Origin of the sequence: Bradyrhizobium sp. LVM 105 (assembly GCF_003957705.1) — a bacterium.
Classification (GTDB): Bacteria; Pseudomonadota; Alphaproteobacteria; order Rhizobiales; family Xanthobacteraceae; genus Bradyrhizobium; species Bradyrhizobium frederickii.
The window spans coordinates 26,418-44,843 of record NZ_QZMV01000028.1 but is presented as its reverse complement, the minus strand read 5'-3'; the positions used below and the strand labels follow the sequence as shown (position 1 = coordinate 44,843).

The 18,426-nt window shown below is 57.9% G+C and carries 12 protein-coding genes, 1 pseudogene and 1 riboswitch; of the genes and pseudogenes, 6 read left to right on the top strand and 7 right to left on the bottom strand.

Features of this window, described 5'->3' with window-relative positions:
• Window positions 1-129: 129 nt before the first annotated feature.
• Entirely contained in the window at window positions 130-819 is a 690-nt protein-coding gene (locus D6B98_RS36795; RefSeq protein WP_235884904.1) for a nodulate formation efficiency C protein, read from the bottom strand.
• 663 nt (window positions 820-1,482) lie between these two features.
• Between D6B98_RS36795 and D6B98_RS40585 the strand changes: the two genes are divergently transcribed.
• Entirely contained in the window at window positions 1,483-1,779 is a 297-nt protein-coding gene (locus D6B98_RS40585; RefSeq protein ID WP_135171746.1) for a hypothetical protein, read from the top strand.
• 110 nt (window positions 1,780-1,889) lie between these two features.
• Window positions 1,890-2,091, top strand: a riboswitch (cobalamin riboswitch).
• Window positions 2,092-2,195: 104 nt separating this feature from the next.
• Window positions 2,196-4,541, top strand: coding sequence for a 5-methyltetrahydropteroyltriglutamate--homocysteine S-methyltransferase (gene metE, locus D6B98_RS36790; protein WP_126261851.1), 2,346 nt, complete (start codon window positions 2,196-2,198; stop codon window positions 4,539-4,541).
• 342 nt (window positions 4,542-4,883) lie between these two features.
• On the opposite strand, the pseudogene D6B98_RS36785 reads toward metE, so the two are convergent.
• The 5 genes and pseudogenes from D6B98_RS36785 to D6B98_RS36760 form a co-directional block, all read right to left on the bottom strand.
• Window positions 4,884-6,147: pseudogene (locus tag D6B98_RS36785) on the bottom strand (IS256 family transposase).
• 1,778 nt (window positions 6,148-7,925) lie between these two features.
• Window positions 7,926-8,525, bottom strand: coding sequence for a hemerythrin domain-containing protein (locus D6B98_RS36780; protein ID WP_126261850.1), 600 nt, complete (start codon window positions 8,523-8,525; stop codon window positions 7,926-7,928).
• A gap of 801 nt (window positions 8,526-9,326) precedes the next feature.
• Complete coding sequence (fixJ, locus tag D6B98_RS36775; RefSeq protein WP_126261849.1) at window positions 9,327-9,932, bottom strand: response regulator FixJ; 606 nt, start codon at window positions 9,930-9,932, stop codon at window positions 9,327-9,329.
• Window positions 9,929-10,351, bottom strand: coding sequence for an ATP-binding protein (locus D6B98_RS41150; protein ID WP_235884903.1), 423 nt, complete (start codon window positions 10,349-10,351; stop codon window positions 9,929-9,931). Before D6B98_RS41150 ends, fixJ begins: the two co-directional genes overlap by 4 nt.
• 1,421 nt (window positions 10,352-11,772) lie before the next feature.
• Window positions 11,773-12,126: a hypothetical protein gene (locus D6B98_RS36760; protein WP_126261848.1), complete on the bottom strand. Its 354-nt coding sequence runs from the start codon at window positions 12,124-12,126 to the stop codon at window positions 11,773-11,775.
• A 1,029-nt stretch (window positions 12,127-13,155) separates the two neighbouring features.
• On the opposite strand from D6B98_RS36760, the gene D6B98_RS36755 reads away from it, so the two are divergent.
• Window positions 13,156-13,383: a hypothetical protein gene (locus tag D6B98_RS36755; protein WP_126261847.1), complete on the top strand. Its 228-nt coding sequence runs from the start codon at window positions 13,156-13,158 to the stop codon at window positions 13,381-13,383.
• A gap of 605 nt (window positions 13,384-13,988) precedes the next feature.
• Here the strand turns inward: D6B98_RS36755 and D6B98_RS41560 are convergent.
• Window positions 13,989-14,111 (bottom strand): hypothetical protein, encoded by a 123-nt coding sequence (locus tag D6B98_RS41560; RefSeq protein ID WP_283810192.1) that lies wholly within the window; start codon window positions 14,109-14,111, stop codon window positions 13,989-13,991.
• 105 nt (window positions 14,112-14,216) lie between these two features.
• On the opposite strand from D6B98_RS41560, the gene D6B98_RS36745 reads away from it, so the two are divergent.
• The 3 genes from D6B98_RS36745 (at window position 14,217) to noeE (ending at window position 18,417) form a co-directional block, all read left to right on the top strand.
• Window positions 14,217-14,528, top strand: coding sequence for a hypothetical protein (locus D6B98_RS36745; protein WP_235884902.1), 312 nt, complete (start codon window positions 14,217-14,219; stop codon window positions 14,526-14,528).
• Between the two features lie 689 nt (window positions 14,529-15,217).
• The gene (locus D6B98_RS36740; protein ID WP_126261845.1) at window positions 15,218-15,406 is read left to right on the top strand and encodes a hypothetical protein; all 189 of its coding nucleotides are present in this window, start codon (window positions 15,218-15,220) and stop codon (window positions 15,404-15,406) included.
• Between the two features lie 1,856 nt (window positions 15,407-17,262).
• Window positions 17,263-18,417 (top strand): nodulation protein NoeE, encoded by a 1,155-nt coding sequence (gene noeE, locus D6B98_RS36735; RefSeq protein ID WP_126261844.1) that lies wholly within the window; start codon window positions 17,263-17,265, stop codon window positions 18,415-18,417.
• Window positions 18,418-18,426: the final 9 nt, after the last annotated feature.

The following is an 18,426-nucleotide window of genomic DNA, read 5'->3' as shown; positions in this document are numbered from 1 at the left end:
CACGGCAGCCTAACCCCGGCAGAGGCTCCACTTATCGACGCGGATATTCTGTTCAGACAACCGGGGCCAGCTCACTCTGCCCGACCGTTTACCAAGCGCGCTTTCGCTCCTCTCTTACTATTCCCGCTCCTATGGCTCCATGCGAGCGAACCAGGAGCCAGGAGGAAAGGCCGCGATACGCTTGGCAAAGGGGGATTGCGGCTCCCAATCTTGCCCTTCGCTCTTCTCGAAAGTGATGACCCCGTTGTGTGTAAAAAAACGGGGTCCTGGGATATCACAGTTCACCAAAAGCAAAGCGCGCCACAGATCACCCTTCTCGGTCGGCTTGTCCTTCTGCTTCGGCAAGTAGTCCACTTCAACAGGTTCAACGATAGTGCAGCGGCCCTGCCGCAGAAGATCGCCGAGGCGGCCTTGCGTGGTCGTCACAAAGTTGAAGTTGCTCGGATCATGCAGAAAGCCAAGATTTGCGTCCCTTTCACTCTCCTTGACTTCAGTGGCGATCAACGAGAGTGCTAGGGCGTGCCAGCCCAATTCGATCGGCTTTGCATAGGTCGACGCAAGTTGAAACGTGCCGTCGAGCGCGATCCTCCAGGTGATAAAGTACGGTTCGTCTAATATATCGTCAGGGTGTCTGGTCCACAAAACGAAAACATAGTCGTTTTCGTCGAGTTCAGCGACGCCCCACATTCGAGGGACGAACTGTGCCACCTTCGAGACGTTGGAGATAATTTGTTCTATTGTCTCACCGTCTTGCGCTCGCCACGTTGACTTGAATCTTTCGATATGGGGGCTCTCGATGGCGCGAACACTGTTGCTCATCGCAGCCAGCCCGACCAGGCAGATCAGGGGTCGACCGAGACAAAACCATAACGCGCGTCTTCTAGACACTGTTCTCATAACTGCCGGCCTATTTGGTGTCATCCACACGTCATTCAAAGCGGGCAACCTTCGACTTGTTATGCGCGAGCGCAAGAAGTTAGCGGCGACGCGACGGGGAGACCGATGGTGTCCCATGCGAGCAGGCGCTCCCCTCTATGTCACGCGCCACTAACTTCACTGCCGGCGACAGCCTCAAGTTGCTGTGCTGGACATGCCCAGCAGGAGGAGACTGGGCATGCCGAAGACTTGCATTCTTCGTGCCAGGTAATAGACGGCAATTCGCACCGCTTTTGTGTCCTCTTTGTCGACTTTCCGACTGGTCAATGTCTCGATGTTTCCGTTCAGCGCTATCCAGCCCGGCTTATGCATCCTCGTCCCGCACCGGATCGTTCGATGGCGCAGCGGAACACCTCGGTACCAAGCTCCTGATGAGAATTGTTTGCCGCTATTGAACCGTTTGGTTCGGCATCGTTGCCAGAATGTGGCTTTCGATCTCTGCCATGCGTTTGGCCATTTGCGGCCATCGGCCATGGTGCGTCTGCCGCTCCTATCGCGACATGCGGCGCTTCGAGAATAGCCTCAGTTAGGAGCGCTTTGCACTCGATGGCGACGAGGCGAAACCGATCTTTACCGCCGAACATTTGGAGTCTTGCTGAACCGCACATCAACGTGCTGGCCGGGTATGTTGCTGGCTTCGCCAGCTTGGGCCTGTTCAACACGGATCCTGTTGGCCGAGAAGGTGGCTGGATGGTGGACTTGCTCAAAGAAGCGCTGAGAAGCCGGAGATGCGTTCTGCTCGAGGCAGCAGTCCCGACCGGGCAAGCCGCATTTGTCCCTTCCACCGATCTGGCGTGCGGCCCGCAGGCAGCTGCGATCGTCATTCCGATATTGCTGACTTGAGAGCGCTTACATCGGCTCAACGCATCAAGATGCGCGGCCATTCGCGTAGCGGATGTCGCAGCACCAGCTTGAGACATGATCTGAGAGGTTGACGGAAGACTTGTCTTCTCGATAATCCAAGTCGTCGAGGTTCTCCGGTCGCACTTGATCCGGAGCTAAGAGGGAAGCCGGTGAAGATGCCGGCGCTGCCCCCGCAACTGTGAGTGGCGAGCCGCTGTCCAACGATGTCACTGAAGCCTGCGCGGCTTCGGGAAGGCCGGACAGCAGCGATGACCCGCGAGCCAGGAGACCTACCCCGACAATATATTCGTCCACGGGCGGGGTGTCCCGGTGGTGCGCCAAGCAGCCGTCGCACTGCGCGACTTCCCCTGCCTGCGTCCGCCATGGCCTTCTGCCCCCAACACGGGGTTAACGCTATGTCTCTTCTCTCCCTTCCCGTTGCCACGCTCGGAACGCCACGCATCGGTCCAAGGCGCGAGCTCAAACTCGCTCTAGAAAGCTACTGGGCCGGAAAAAGCAGCGAACAGCAGTTGCTGGAGGACGCAGCTGGCCTGCGTGCCGCGAACTGGGCTCGTCAGAAATCTATCGGCGTCACGGTCATTCCATCAAACGATTTCTCGCTGTATGATCAGGTGCTCGACACAAGTGTCATGGTTGGCGCCATCCCGGAGATCTACGCCTCAAAAGCCGAATCCGTTTCGCTGAAGACGTACTTCGCCATGGCCCGCGGATCACAATGCGACGATCGGGATGCGAGTTGCGGTCACGGACCGCGCGGATTTGGCGCACCCCCGCAGGAGATGACCAAGTGGTTCGATACCAACTACCACTACATGGTCCCCGAGTTTCGCAGAGGACAGACTTTCAGGCTATGCTCTCGCAAGCCGATCGAGGAGTATGAGGAAGCCAAGGCCCTTGGCTTTCAGACCCGCCCTGTCCTGATCGGGCCGGTCACATTCCTAAAGCTCGGCAAGAGTCCCGATCCTGCGTTCCAGCCACTCTCACTACTGGATGAACTGTTACCGGCCTATATCGAAGTTCTGCAGGAATTGGCCAAACGTGGAGCAAATTGGGTTCAGTTCGACGAGCCCTGCCTGGTTCTTGATCTGGATGAGAGGGCGCGGCAATCTTTGCGACATGCCTATGATCGGCTCGCCAAGGAGGTGCCGGCCATCAAGATCTTAGTTGCCAGCTATTTCGGCGACCTCGGGGACAATCTGAACACCGCGTTGAGCCTGCCAGTTGCCGGACTACACCTCGACCTAGTTCGAGCGCCACAGTTGTTGGACCAGATCATCGCTGGCGGCCGAAGTGATCTCGTCATGTCGCTCGGTGTCGTCGACGGCCGGAATGTATGGCGGTCGAATTTGTCCTCGCTGCGCCAGCGGCTCGAACCCGCGATTGCGAAGCTCGGCAAGGACCGTGTACAGATTGCCCCATCCTGCTCGCTGCTTCATGTGCCGGTCGATGTTGAACTTGAAACCGGGCTCGTTTCCGACGTCAAGAGCTGGCTTGCTTTCGCGGTCCAGAAGATGCGGGAGCTTGCGATCCTGGCGCGGGCACTCGCAGGCGACCAGAATGTTGCGCCAGCTCTTGCCCAGTCGGAATGTACCGCGACTGTTCGCCGGACTTCGCCAAAAATCCGTGATGCTAATGTCGCTGTCCGGATGAAAGCGATCGATCAGACCATGCGTCGGCGCGCGAGCCCATTTGCCCGTCGTGCAGAGATCCAAAGCGATCGTTTCGGACTGCCGGCTTTCCCTACCACGACGATCGGATCGTTCCCGCAGACCACAGAGGTCCGGAATGCGCGTGCGGCGCATGCGCGGGGCGCGATAAGTGACGAGCAATACGACAGGTTCCTCAAGGAGGAGACTGCGCGCGCCGTACGTTGGCAGGAGGACATCGGTCTCGACGTCCTCGTGCACGGCGAGTTCGAGCGCAATGACATGGTGCAGTACTTCGGCGAGCAACTTGCCGGCTTCGCATTTACCAGGAGCGGATGGGTGCAGTCCTACGGCTCGCGCTGCGTCAGGCCACCGATCCTGTTTGGCGATGTAGTGCGCTCGAAGCCTATTACCGTGGACTGGTGGCGCTACGCGCAATCATTAACGAAGAAGCCGATGAAGGCGATGTTGACCGGTCCGGTGACGATCTTGAACTGGTCCTTTGTTCGCGATGATATTCCCAGAAGCGAGGCCTGCCGCCAGATTGCGCTCGCGATCCGAGACGAAGTCCGCGATCTCGAGAATGCTGGTGCGACCATGATCCAGATCGACGAAGCTGCACTTCGAGAAGGATTGCCGTTGCGTCGATCGGAGTGGACGGCTTATCTCGACTGGGCCGTGGATTGCTTCCGGATCTGCTCATCGGGCGTCGCTGATCAAACGCAAATTCATACACATATGTGCTACTCGGAGTTCAACGACATCATCGGTGCGATCGCTGCAATGGACGCGGATGTAATCTCGATCGAGACGTCGCGCTCGAAAATGGAACTACTCGACGCGTTTAGGAACTACGAATACCCAAATCAGATCGGGCCGGGCGTGTACGACATCCACTCTCCACGCGTTCCGGAGACGGGCGAAATGAAGGAGCTGATGGCGTTGGCTCTGACGCGGCTGCACGACTCGCAGCTCTGGGTCAATCCGGACTGCGGGCTGAAGACGCGCAACTGGGAAGAGGTCCGGCCGGCGCTAGCGAACATGGTCGCTGCCGCCCGCGAGCTACGCGCTGCATTCGATCCGCCAGGCCGTTGATCCGGGCTTGGGTCTCTTCTCATCGAGGTGGTCATTTGCGCGCCCGATAATGGAGGTAGCACTGGGAACAGAAAAAATGCCCGGTCCCGCCTAGGCGGGCCGGGCGAAAGTCTGGAGGAGCGACACTGACGCATCGCTGAGCCGAGTTGAAGCACAAGCTCAGCGTAGCTCAATTATGCCGTGGTATGCCACTGTATAGTCTGAGGTTTATATATCTACACCAAGGTTTGTCGCTCATGAGCGCGTCGGGAACGACTACACGGCAACGAGGGGCAGTGATGCGGGGCGGGGATGTCCCGATCGCTGTTGAACTAGGTCGGGCCGACGTTGCCGGAATGAATGTTACGCGGCCCTCGTGACGTGGGCAACGGGGTTGATCGTCATGCGATTGTGGCGAGCTTGAAGAGCCGCACGCAGAACCGACAATTGGTTATGCGCCTTCAATCGTCGGAAGCCCTTGTTAGCCTCGATCATGCCGGCCGCGACCCATCGCAAGGCCATACCGGCATCCCGCCAGCGTTTGACGTTGCGCGTGACGCGGCGAATGGTGCCCATCATGTTCTCGGCGATGTTGGTACAGGCGAGCGATCGACGAAGCTCCTTCGGCAACTTCAACCGGACGACAGTCAGGATTTCGTCGAGGCCTTCGAGGATGCTGGCCGCTACGCCGGGCCATTGCTGGTCGAGTCGACGCGCGAGGTTGCGGATCAATTTTTCGCTTGTCGGCGTCATCGAGCTCCCAGGCCTGGCGCATGGTGGCCGCATGATGCTCTTTCGGCAGGCGTTCCATGATGTTGCGCGCCTTGTGGATCTGGCAGCGCTGGATCGCTGCGGCCGGACCGAAGGTGCGGCGGATCGCCTTCGACAGCGCCTTCGCGCCGTCGGCGATGAACAGTCTTGGCACCGTCGGGTCGAGCCCGCGCGAGACCAGGTTGTCCAGCAGGGCCTGAACCGTTGCGGCATTCTCGGTTGCCCCTTCCACCAGCGCCAGCGGATGCTTGTTGCCTTCGCCGTCAACCCCGATCGCGGCGACTAGCACGAGATCGTCGTCGAGATGCAGCCCGTCGATTTGGACCACCAGAAGGTCGAGCGTGGACAGATCGGCAGCCATGAAGTCGGCCAGCCGCGCCGCCGACAGCGCAACGAACCTCCGCGAGACCGCCGATTTCGAAATCCCAGATCCGGGCGGTGCCGGCACGTCCCCCTCGGGCAGTCGGACGGCGCGGCCGAACCGGCGCGTCGACACGTTGATCAGCATCAGGTTCATCGCCCAGCGACCGAGCCAGTCCTCCTGCGCTGCCGTTTCCCTGCTCGGGATCGTGATCTCGCGGCCGTCCACGCCCCGGACCCGGGGCCGCTCGACCTCAATCTTGCCGCCGTGGAAACCGATCCGTCCTCGCGTTCGGCCCCAACGGTGCGCCCGCCGCGCCGCATCGCGACCGTGGCGCGGCCCGCAGGCCGCCGTCACATCCGCCTCCATCATCGTGCCGAGCGCCTCGATCCCCGCCGCAAGGCAGAACCGATCGAAGCTCGCCCGCACTTCCGCAAACGCTTCGTCCACAACCCCAGTCGCCGGCGAACCAGCCGGTGTGATATCTCTCGTCATGGCGTTGCTCTCCTTTGTGGAATCAGCACCCCGAGCCTACCGGCTCAAGGTGGGCAACGCCGACCTCCTCAGAAATTCAACAGAACCCGGGACATCCCCTGCGGGGCGGTCACCGCAGGGCACCCACCGCAAACTCGGTGCGCTTTCCTGCTTCGAAACCGCACGGACACCGGCGAGACGATACGGCAAACCCGGCTCCAAGGATCTCGTAAGCATAGGCAATGCATGAGCGGTTGCTATTGATTTGAACCTGGCCTAAGGGGCAGTCCTTGGTCCACCGTTTCCATCCCATAGTCGGGTTTCGGCTTGAGCCTCTGGTGAGAGTCTGAGACCGGACCACGCGGAGGATGTCACGAGCTTGAAGATGCGGCGGTGCCGATAGGGTGCTCCTGAGCCGTGAGCGTGGTCCTGCCCCAATATAGGCCAGTTAACTGAGCGATTTCGGATCTGACCCGACTCGGGTCGGCGCACAGAGTTAGACCGCCCCGCTATGTGTAGCCCCGCGCGGCGGAAGATGAGCGTCGGACGCCGAGGCGACGCTCCGGGCCAGGAACTCTGCGCCATCAACGATGGAGAGCAGACGATCTCAATCACCACGACGCCATCCGTGATAAGGCTGTCGATTCGAGAACGATCGACGGTGGCGAACTTCGATCCAGAGCGTAACGACGGAATGCCTCCAAGAGATCGACTGCCATGACGCACATGAGTCGATCGTGATCTCGGCACGGAAGCGATCCTCCTGCCTCAGCAAACAGCCCTTCCCGGCGGTGAGCCGATCCCCGGCGATACGAGCAAGGCAGTCCTTTGCCGAGATAGCGTTCCCGTCAAGCCCTTGTTGGATGCGCTCGATCGCGCTGGCGCCGAGATCAATCCGCGCAATCACCAGTGTAGCCCTGGAAATTGCGCTTAGCCTGTCTTCGTGCCTGGCCCCGGCAAGACTTTCGTGGCGCACGGCAAAGTGATCGATGCCGACGCGTATGGATCCAGCATCAACCAAAAGCTTCCGTGATCCTTTCGAATTGGAGGTAGTCCTCGACGCTGTCGAGCGGAGTGAATTCGTCGATTTTGCGTTGTGCTTCTTGAATGCAGGAATGTACGGGTAGCCGAATCCCGAAAGCCGACCCGGATGCAATTCGGGGCATTTGCTCGATTTCAAGGCACGAAGCGGACTGTCCGATGGGGCTACGCCATACAGCTAAAGGACTTAAGCCAGGCTTGATAATCCAACTCGCGAACTGACGCTGAGAAATGCGAGGACGTCGGATATCTGGTGTAACGTGGGAGCCCGTGTGGGCGGCTACTGGTCGTGGCCAGCGACGTCAAGCGCCTTGCTGTTGGTGCTGAACGTATCCGGGCTTGGCAGTGCCTCCCAGTTGGCGTGCAGTGGGTCGAAGCGGCTGCCGTCGGATGAGTCGGAACGTCCCGGGTTGGGTCAACGCGTGGAATTGCTTCGCGCGCACCCGCGCGGCCGCAATCGTCTGTCCTTATCGGGCCGTGGACATGGGGGGCGTCCGTTTCGCGCGATATCACTGCGCAACTGCCCGACCTGCGACCGTCACATTCTGGAACATGCCGGACCAGAGCTCAGGAAGACTCCGGCGCGCGTTTGCACCGGTGGTCGAGCAAGCGATTATATTGCGCAAACGCTGTTTTGGCGGTACGGCAGCCTACGTGCCCGCGAGCCCCCCATTTTCATTTTGACAGGATGAACATGAGGTCCACTTACTGCTGTGAAACGGCAGCGATCAGTACAGCCCGTCCATCTCGGCGCCGTGTCACTGAGGGGCGGCCTTGGGGCACGCAAACGCGACCGAGCTCCGTTCGGCCTCAGCTTCTTGCTCCAATTGCAGAATATGCGCTCTTAGCGCATCGGAAGTTGCTGCCGCTGTCTCGCTGAACAGTGGATCTCCATGATCGGTGTGACCGGAAGCGATTTCGGTCCAATCCTGAGCCGAGAGAGCCTTCAGAGCTGCCGGAAAGAAATCTCGTTCTTCCCACTTCATGTGGTGCCGCTCGCGTACTATAAAGTCACGTATGATATCGCCGACGTCCTGCCGAAAAAGTTCACGATCCGCGAGGATGGCGTCAATAGCCCGCGCGAAGTGGTGCAAACGGTCGACGACTTCCTGGTGTTCAAGCGCGAGATCGCCGACGATTGCAGCTGCATCCGGATCGCGAGCCTTGAGCTTGGAAAAAATCAAGTCTTCCTGTGGATGATGGTAGACCTCGGGATAAACCTCGAAATAGCTGATAATCGCGCGAATGACCTCATAATCAGGACGGATCCCTTTCTCAAAAATCTCCACTTCGTGTTCAAGAGCGACCAGAAGCAGATCAATGTTGCGATGCTCTCGAAGCAAAAGATCGATAATCATTGCGGTGCTCCTGGAGGCACAATGTAGGCTGGAAGCGTTTCTGCGGCTCAGAGGATCTCCTAAGCCGAATTCGGCGTCCTTCGCTGCGCCGCGTTCGTCCGCGCCGTTCGACGCGAAAAAGTAGCGCGCTCCGATTTGAGCTGGCGTATAGCAACTTAGCCGAAGTGTTGAAGTTGCCCACGCAAGACGCTGGTCCGATGGCGGCAGCTCTTGGTAAAACTGGCGGCCTAGGCGTGCATTGGGGGACCCTATCTTGCGAACGTCGATGTGACGCAGATTGTCTGTTCCTGACGAACTGGGAAATTTGGTTGTTTTCCCTAGGTAGAAGCCCCTAAGTGTTTATACGTAAGTCCGATGAGGAGGGCGTCTTGAATGGGGCCGGCGCGGTCCCTTGGTTTCTCAAACACGGATCGATGTACGGCGGCCGACCTCATCGACGGGCTTGATGATCATGCGCCTCCAACCCACGTCATCGTTTGATTTCGAAGACCGCACTGTAGCCCAGCCGAGTTCACGGAAGCCCGCACTGGGAGCTCCGTTGGAGGACGGACCAATATATTGCCGAATTATGCCGGTCTTCGGGCGGTCAGACCTGCTGTTCATCGGAGCACAAACTTGGGCACCGCATTGATCTGCTTCATGTGCCGTCGTGATTCCAAGAAACCAGCAGCTTGTGTTGCATCAATAGCCATCACCGAAAACATGATCGGCTCCGCGCTGTGCACCTGACAACCTCCGTTCGTCGTCTGGACTGCGCAGCTTGAATGCATGAATAGGCCATTCGCACCAAGTGCGTCCCTGCTAGAGTCCCGCGGTAATGGCGATCCGCATCAACTCGGACATGCTGCGGACATTGGCCTTGGCCATGAGGTTTGCACGGTAAACCTCGACTGTCCGAGGACTAATGCCCAGATCATGGGCGATCACCTTGTTGATCTTGCCGGCTAATAGTCCCTGCAGGACGTCACGTTCGCGCGAGGAGAGGTCCGCGAGGCGGGCTTCCGCCTGCAGTTTCGCTGCGTCATCGGCGGGTTTCGTTGGCCGCGCTTTCAACGCACTATTGATCGCGCGCAACAGTACCTCCTCTTCGAACGGCTTTTCGATGAAGTCGACCGCACCCGCTTTCATCGCTTCGACTGCGAGCGATACGTCGGCATGACCAGTTATCAAGATAACCGGGCAGTCGACGCGATTGGCCTTCACTTTTCTGACCAATTCGAGACCGCTCATACCCGGCATACGGATGTCTGACACGATGCAATCGACTGGACCGCTCGCGACGTCATTAAAAAACGCGGTCGCCGTCTCATAGGTTGCTACGTAGAAACCGTTTACATCAAGAAGAAACGCGAGCGAGTCCCGCATTGCGGCGTCATCGTCGATCACAAGAATTCGCCGCCCAATCATGTCTCTTCGTTAAGCTCCGCAAATGCCGTCTTAAGGATCGTGCTGCTACTCGGAGTCGCTTCCACGACGATATGGCTGCTATGTGACTCGATGATCGTCCGGAAGATTGATAGCCTCACGCGCACGCCATGGCTTTTGGTCGCGACAAAGAGCTGGAACAGTCGGTCGGCGATATCAGCGCTTGATGCCGGGCCCCTTATCAGCAACGGTATACGTGTCGACGTTGGCAACTTCGCGGCGCTGGCAGGAGTCATGGTCTCGATTTCATTACGTATCAGGTTTAGCGCGACCTGCTGAATCTGGATCTTGTCTACAATGATGTCGCGGTCGCTGCGGGTCATCACGCGTACGCCCGACTCCTTGGGGCCGACTAGGGCCAAGGCCACAGCTTCTTCAAGGAGCGTGAGCGGCTTCTCCACAGTGTGCTCGCCCCTGGAAACGAAGTCCCGCGGGCGCTTGATGATATCTTTGGCGCGTAGAGCGTGTTGCGCCGCGCGTTCGAGTGCATCACCATTGCAGTTGGCGTCCGGCGCGGTGCGCGCGAGCGGAGCCTTTGTGCCCGCATGCAGTTTGTAATTGCGGAGCGCGGCCGGTTGATCTCACTGTCAATAGACGATGCCATCTCACCTATGGCGGTCGGTCGCGACACGTGCACGAGTTCAGATTGTAGCTCTTCCAACCGCCGTCCCTGCGCCCGCCTCGGTGAGGTTTCGGATGAAACCGGTGAAGAACCGTTCGGCGCGCACTTTGGCCTTACCGACGGAGATCGAGCCGTCGCTTCGTTCGCCGACCACGATGGGCCGATGCCAATTATGGGCCGCTCGCCGTTGGTCAGACAACGTTCGATGTAGCGCCCGTGCTCGACGCGGTAGAGCTGCGGCCTCGACGTCGATACATTCATTCGACCACGTGAGAGCAACCAAGTAAACGCACTGCTAAGGCGCTGAACGAGCGAATGATCCTCTTCTCAATCACGATCATGGTGCCCGCGAATTCCGCGGTATCGATCATGGCTGCGGGATTAGGCCTTTCACAGGAATGGCCACGCCGATCATGAGGCTGCAGAGCGGGGAGCGACGTTAGCCTGGGCCGCAGCCGCGACGAAAGCGGCAAAACGAGGACTGGAAGGTAGATGTTCATGAACGCGAGGTCATGAACATATGGATTTAGCGCCAGGCAGAGCATGAGAGCTAGCGCGTCGGCAGCCGCGGCAGCGCCATAGGCTTACCAGGCGTGGTCGGACATCTTTTCTGGGAGACGCTATCATTCGATCGACTTTTCATTGTTTCCCACGAGAGGCCACCGGAGCAGAATGCGCTTCAACTCACACCAATGTATTGCGTGGATGGCCGCAGCTATCTGGGCCATATGCGCCAGTGCGTCGGCCGCACGGCTATGTGTTCTCCGCTCTTGGCATTGATCCAGCCGCTGAAGGCCCGCCGGCAAGGAAAGACCACCCGGTGAATGGTATTACCCTCGATCACGGCAATCTCCAGATCCCGATTCCAGGGCGGTGCCGTTTCGAGCCGCTCCCACGTCAGGTCGCCAGTAGATCTTGCACGGTGTTCATCGCTGCTGGCTGACAAATTCAGGCAACCTTCTGAACACTTCGCACGAGATGGCTTGGCCGCCGCGAGCAGGCTCAGCGCAATATTGCCGAGGCGGCGCGCTCTCGATTGCGCCAATCGCGGCCGGGCTTTTGTCGGCCGTGGCGCCGTTGAACCTGTCGTGTCGGGACATGATCTGCTCGCCAGCCGAGATACTAGGATTGGCGCTGCGAAGCAACTCCCGGGCTTCGGTCGAATCAATGTGGATCAGCTCAAGGCGTCGGCGGCTCGTATTAACCGCTGTTCTGCAGAAAATTAACTGGACTTCCGCCCCCGCAGCCCGACCTGCGGCGGAACGAATGTCCCTGTGGTCTCTCATTTCGAAACATCCCTCGTTCGTGGGAAATCTCCTTGTCCCACGTCGGCAGCGTGGGGCGCTCGGTTCTGATGACGTCAGCCACACCATTCGGATAAGCCTGGCTTCGCTTGGCGCCGATCATCGCGCCTGTACGCGGGTCGATGAAGTGGACGCCTAGCACGCGGCGCAGGTTGTTGTGTGCAGTCATCGGCACACCGCTTGGGTACATCCGGCAGCGCTCCTTGAACTGTCGCCGGTATCTGGACATGAAAAGCTGATGGCGCATCATGTCTCTCTGTCTGCCATGTGTGTGATATTGGACAGGAAGCTTACTTCTATCAGTAGGCAATCGCCGCTGTATTGATACAGGTCAAAAAGAGCTGATGCGCGTCCAGAAATGGCCGAGCTCGAGCTGCGGCTTCGAGCCGCATAGGCTTCATTGGCAGGCGACATGCCCAAGTCGAGCGATCCGCCGCGACCTCGCGTGGTCTGCAAACACGTAAGCGTGTAGCCTGGTTGATTTGATGCGCACGCTCGAATAGGCCACGACAGCATTTGTCCCAGTGCTGCGGTAGCCGGCAAGCAGATCGTCGATTGATCGCTTGCCTCGCATTGTCGGTGGCCTCGCCGGGCAGATCCCAGAAATGGGCTTTGGCGCTGAAGTCCTGACGACCTTGGCTCATCGAAACGTCTGCTGCGACAAGCGTGGGCATCGGCTTTGCTCTCGCGGCCGCAGCATGGACCGTCAGAAGGGAGATCGGGTCGGTTCGCCGCATGGCCCACGATCACGTGCGCGTAGGTTTCACCATCGATAGCCGCGGCCGCCGGCGCGGGTCAGAAATGGCTTTGGCCGGTGACTGGCGCAATGACCTGGTGTTTGCGGCGACGCCTCCTGAGACCACCAAGTACCGCGTGTAAAGTTCGCGGCCTCTCGAATCTCGATATTGCCGGCGGTTGGGTATGGGATCGATCGTGATCAATAGTCGGCATTTCTGGCGTGACGGCGCATGCCGCACTCAATCGTCTGTTCAAGACATTCCTCGAGTCATCGGCGACTCAATTTTGTTGGTCGAGGGCATGAGCAGACCAGAACGCGTTACCCCGCGGCTCACAACGGAGTGCGATCCGCGCAGCTTGACAAATAGATCTCGCGTGGTCTGCGGGACAACGGGAGCGCTCGGGCGGCGATGCCAAAGTTTCAACAGTACTCAATGAAGGAGCGGACAACCTCTTGGGGTGCTGCTTGAGGCAGATCAAATACGCCTGTGGCGCGAGTAGGCAGAATGGTGGATCAGGAAACCCACAAGAAGAGCGTGTCATGCCTTCATTTAATGTTCGGTTCATTAAGACCGTTTGTGACGATACCGGCCACGAACATCGTGCCTGTCAGGCAGCGTTCAAGGTCGATGCTGCCTCATTGAGTGCTGCTGCACAGCAGGCTGAGGCCGATTTCTGCAAGCAAAAGAGTGTCCGCGATTGGACGGTCTTCGCCGATGTGATAGAGCTTCGAACCCCGCCTGCATTGCCGCCGGTATGGGCTGGTTAGCCTGACTTTCGCGCAAAGTCCGCGAATTGAAACGTGGGTCAATCTGTAATGTAAGCGTGATCCCCGACAGGCTCGCGTCGACCGTCGGTTCGAGTACAACTGGTGATGCTGGCGTCAAGTCGGCGGGCGGTCGTCTCACGACACCTAAGAGGATCTGTTTGCGATGATAAGGCGTCCGACGGCTCCTGTATTCTCGGCGATGCGGAGCACGTGAAGGAGCAGCGGGATTGCCCCAGGCACGCTCAAGTACGGGCGAATTTTGCAGAAAACTCGCGTAGAGTCTTTGAGCGCAACTGTTGCTTCGATGTCACCAAATGTATAGACCGGCGATCTACGCTCGTGTCAAACGAGGACGACATGTTCGATATTTATTTGAATGGAAGGCGCGATCTTTTGGTCGTTCCGCGAGGGTTTGCGATCCCCGTAGGGTTGGACGGCAGTTGGAAGCGAAAGAAGCGGGCGGTGCGTTTAGTGAGCGATGTCATTCGGCAAGATGTGCAACAGCGCGGGTACCACCGACGTAGTTTGATCTCAAATCGATCAAAGACGGCAGTCGAGACCTCGTCACACGCTTAGCCAACGCGGTTACCTACGCTGACCATGCTTCAAAACGCTCTGGGCAGGATGTCGCCGATGCCGTTGAGAAACTTGCTTACGGCGAAGCCGTTGTGCGCTGGCGACCAGGCAATGCAGGCTGTCGTCGACGGCAGGTGGGTATCCTGCTTCATTAGGCTTATGGTGCAAGGTTTCTTTTGAAAAACGGCAGGACGGCGCTGTGGCTTCGCTCAGGATAAGTATTATGGAGCTTTTCCTCGACTCGATGGCGTGCGCGCGTGAGTTTTCAGCTGTCCATACTGAAGATACTTGCCGGCCAGCCGCACGGACGGGCGAGCATCGAAGTCGTTAAACAGTATTTGGCGATCTATTACAGCAGCGGCCCAGAGTGGCCGGCGCGTATGAAGCGCATCGCGAGCCGCGCGCCGCAACTCGATATTTTCGGCCAAAGGCTGGTCGAGCGAGAGGCCGGGTGCTGGATTATCACCGACGAGGGAAGGAAGGCTCTTGAGAGGCTCGAACTGCTAGATCTGGGTGCTATGCAGGGGCAGGTTGAGCGGAAGACCGCGCAAGAGCCCGAAGATGAGTAGCCACCGATGGTGTCTTAGCAGCTGCCAACGAGCGCGCGCAGAAAGCGTTCCTTGGCAAGCGATTGAGCCGGCGCAAGGGTTATCAGCCTGACGGCTTGCCGCTCAATCCCTTGGTGATGGCCACCTACCCCGATTAGGTCGCGCAAGTGCAGTTTGGAGATAATGCAGTGGCTAATGGTACTGTGAAGCGGTTCAACACGATCAAGGGATGATATGGCTTCAACCGACCTGAGGATGGAGGACCTGATGTCTTCAAGCACTTCGACGCCTTGAGCTGCTCCCGGACGATGGACACGAAGGCGACACCGATCTAGTATTCTCTCGCGCCCCGAGGGAGCTCTGGCACTTACTAACGAGCGCGCGCTAAATCGCCGTGAGGTGACCATAGCAAGAGACCGTCACGATGTGTCATAGGGCGTCGGTGTTTGATCGCTCTAGGCATATACAAATCACGGACCGTCCTGCTTAGCTTCGAATAGAAAGACGTCGAGTGGGCTGCATTCAATAACGAAGCCTCTCAACACAGCGTCTGTGCGAAGTTTATCAACAGGTGCAGTAGTCCAGACGCCTTGTCTTCCGAAAGCATGACCGAGCTAATAACTGGCGCGAGTTCCGATGACTGTCCGTTTTTTAACGGTCGTCGCTCCGAAAAAACTATGCTACAAGCGCTCCACTCAGAAGGAGCATTCATGGTGAAAAAAGCAACCAAGAAACGCGTTAAGCGGCGCGAGTGGACGAAGGCGGATATCAAAGAGCTCAAAGTCCATTCGAAGGCTCGGACGCCGGTCATAAAAATAGCAAAAATGACCAAACGCAGCGTCGGCGCGCTACGCCAGAAGGCCTTAAATCTCGGAATCGGACTCGGGCATCAGCGTTAACTCAGAAACGCTGGCTAATAGTGCGGTAGGGCGGCTATTGCACATTGGCTTTGCCGACCCGCGCTGAGAGAGTTTTTCACGCACATGCTGGATGGCTTTCAATGTCGCGGAACGGGCTCCGTCGTCTCCCTATCTTTGATCATTTTTTTTTGCAAGGCGCTCTCGACAGCCGCTTGCAATGTATGATTGCCAGTGAAGACATAATCTTAGCCCGCGATGGGGCCAAAACGCCCAGTCCTAGGCGCGTTACTTTGAGAAGATGGCCAGTCGCACACGAATCCCCTACACGCAGAATCTAGTATTCGTTCGGCCATCAGCTTCTTCAGCTTCGACGAGTAGTCTACGCGCTGGGCCGAACACATCGGCTGACCACTTTAGCCAAATGGAAACAAACTCGCAAATGGGGCATCCTCGAAGCTCATGCTAGGCTAAAGTTTGGGTGTAAGCGGACCTCGCCGAGCCTGTTGGCTAGCTCGAGCTCCGAGGCGATATGGCGCGCTTAACAGCAATTGAAAAAGCGCTCTGTTAGCTTGATAGATGGCGGCCGAGCGGTTACGGCCTGAACCCGTCATCACCTGAGCGCCCTCGGCGTTGTAAACGAACCACAACCACGTTCGACCGCGCTGCTTCAAGACATATTCGAAGGATGGGAGACTCATGTTAGCGAGCTCCATTTCTGACAGTCGTGCGTTTGATCTTCTGAATGCCAGAGCGGGCCCTTTCCAGGCGAAGCCTCAGTGTAGCAGCCCTGGGAATGAACTCGCTTGATCGGTCAACGCCACTTTCATCAAATGCGAGCTCATCCAGCGCTGCCTGTCGTGGCTCCAAAGTCGCGAGATGCTTGCGCGTTTGGCCGTCAGCGACATCTGTCCGCCGGGCATCGTTTGCGGAGGACTTACGCCGCAGCAAACCGTTTTTCTCTAGCAGCTTAGAGTGGGTTGTCACAAAGTAAGGGCCGACGTGCATCAATCGTGATACCAGGTTGAACGGTACACCCTTTTCTTTTGCCCAAATAGGTTAAAGCCATCAGGATCATCCACCGTAGCCGAGTGATGCCAAGCACATTTAATTTGGCAAGAGTTCTTGGAGCGCACGGATCGATCTGATCTCCCACATAAATGACCGGACAATCTCGTCTCCGTCAGTAGAGATGCGGCCAACCGCGCTTGCTGGATCTCCGGAGGCATCTTAAGTCAGGTTCCATCGTTTACAAGCCTCCTTAGCGCCGATTAGGGAGGGCAACGCGCCAAGAGCAGGAAAATCAAATATTTGGTATAGTTCGGACGGATGGGCTGGCGTACAACAGGCTGGCCGGAGCTACGGCTCAGTGTCTTGGCGGACCAAGGGCAGCATTCACAGTTGCGCCGGGAGCGATACGCGCTGACAAGATTGCTGCACCTTGCCAAGTGAGATGTCATGGTCTGCTTCTTTGCCGCGCTCGCCGAGCTGATCGCTCTTTTGCCGTACTTCTTTGGTGTATGCGGAGCATCAGCGAGGTGCACGTCGCATTTACGTCTTCAATGCCTCAGCAACAGGAAGTTTGTGATTATACGTAATATCCTTCCATGTGCCGCGGGCGGTCTTCGGCAAACGTCCGTATAGTGCGTTCCAACCTTCCCATATCCGCAATCAATCTTCGTGCAATTGAGCTGGCGCGCGACTTCGTTTCAACTGTCGAGCAATCGAGGGTGCGATTGCAGTGTCCTTTGATCCAGCCGATCGATCGAACTGAACGGTTCTCAAGTCATGAGTGGCAGACAAATTTCTTGTCGTTTTAGCGCTTTGCGGCTGGCTTTGTATCGCTCCATCGAGCGAGCGCCGATAGGGTTCACTTTTCAAGCACGAAGGTCTGAACGATGAGCGCTGGTTTTGACCGTTCGCCTGCGGTGTGCTTTCTCCTCGGTCTTCCACGGTCTGGGACGACACTCCTGGCGCATTTGCTCCAGCACCATCCAGACATTCTGGCTTCGCCTGAACCCTGGTTGATGCTGGCGCTTGAATCATTTGGCAGGGTGGATCAGCGCCATCCGGCGGGTAGCTCACTGATTGAGGCCGCGACTTCCGAATTCCTGGGGCGGATAGATCGCACGATCCCCAGCCGCGCTTTCGCCGATGCAGCATATAATCAGTATCTGGCACAAGCGGGCAAGCGCATCATCCTAGACAAGACACCACGCTATTGGATGGCGCTTGAGTTTCTTGAATCTGTTTATCCAGAAGCGCCACACATCCTTCTGATGCGAAATCCCTATGCCATCGCGGCTTCACTGAAATCGACGTGGGGTATCCCACTGCACGCAGAATGCTCGCATCCGGTCAGCGTCTCCAGTCTCGTCGATCTCATGCTCCGTCTGCCCGACGGCATCATAACTTCACTCGCCGATGTGGTTCTGGGCCTTCCCAAGCTCGCCGCGCACCGCACTCGGCCGCACACACAGTTCGTCCAATACGAACTGCTCGTGGCGCATCCGGACGAGGAAATCCGGCGTCTGTTGACGGGGCTCGGCTGTGATCCTGCGGCCGTCGCATCGGCGGGGATGAGACAAGCAGATTATCTTCGATCGAGCAGCTTCGGAGACCGGAAAATCTTGGAACGAAACGCCGTCGATCAAAGCTCTGTCACGGCATGGCAATCTCAATTGAGCGTGGAAGAGATGCAAACCGTGACCGATCTTGTCGGCGCCGAGCTTTTGCTAGAACTCGGATATGAGCAGGAACTGGTACATGCACGGCAAGCCGGAGTCCTGGATAAGGGAGGGGAGGTAACCGAACTTTATCGTCAGATGTTCCGAACGTGGTGGGATTTGCGAAGTACCAAGCCGGGAGCATTATCCGGCCCATCTCGCGCTGGAGAGCCGGGCCACACGATGGCTGCCCAGTTGCAAGAGGCGCTGTTGGCGTCAGAAGCTGATCGAGCTGCGGGGCTGGATGGCATTCGCAACTGCGACGCGGCTATTGAGATGTTGCGAGGCGAAGTCGCTCGGCTTGAGCGGATCCTCAATTTCCGCTAGGGGATCTGA